This is a genomic window from Brevundimonas denitrificans, assembly GCF_030160755.1.
In the GTDB taxonomy this organism is placed as follows: domain Bacteria; phylum Pseudomonadota; class Alphaproteobacteria; order Caulobacterales; family Caulobacteraceae; genus Brevundimonas; species Brevundimonas denitrificans.
In genome coordinates, this window is sequence record NZ_BSOY01000178.1 from 1 (window position 1) to 715 (window position 715).

Sequence of the window (715 nt, forward strand, 5' to 3'; positions counted from 1 at the left end):
TGATGACAAACGCAGATCCAATTCTGGATATTCAGAATATTGAAGTCGTCTACAACAATACGATTCAAGTTCTTCGCGGTTTGTCGCTATCCGTTCCGAGAGGGGCCATCGTCGCCCTTCTCGGTTCAAATGGCGCGGGAAAGTCGACCACGTTGAAGGCCATTTCGCGCCTTCTGGAAATGGAAAAGGGCGAATTGAAATCGGGCGATATCCTGTTCGATGGCCAGTCCGTGCGGGCGGATACCCCCCATGGTCTGGTCCGCCGCGGCCTGTTCCATGTGATGGAGGGGCGCCGGATTTTCGAGGACCTGACGGTCGAGGAAAACATGATTGCCGCCACCTATGCGGGGTCGAACGCGGAAGCGAGAAAACGGTTCGATCTGGTTTATGAGTATTTTCCCCGTCTTTTTGAACGCAGGAAGGGGCTGGCCGGATATCTGTCCGGTGGGGAACAGCAGATGCTGGCCATTGGCCGGGCGCTGATCGCCAACCCCAAGATCATTTTGCTGGATGAGCCGTCACTGGGCCTGTCGCCCCTGCTGACCGAGGAAATCTTCAGCATCATTGCCCGTATCAATAACGAGCAGAAAACATCCATGCTGATCGTCGAGCAAAACGCCGCCATGGCATTTGCCGTCGCCGATTATGGATACATCATGGAAACGGGCCGGATCATGCTGGATGGTCCGACCAGTGTTCTGACCGATGACCCGGA

General features: G+C 55.2%; 1 protein-coding gene. It reads left to right on the forward strand.

Features of this window, described 5'->3' with window-relative positions; all coding sequences use genetic code 11:
- The coding region (locus QQJ79_RS15620) for an ABC transporter ATP-binding protein (protein ID WP_284223850.1) at positions 1-715 on the forward strand (715 nt) is incomplete at both ends.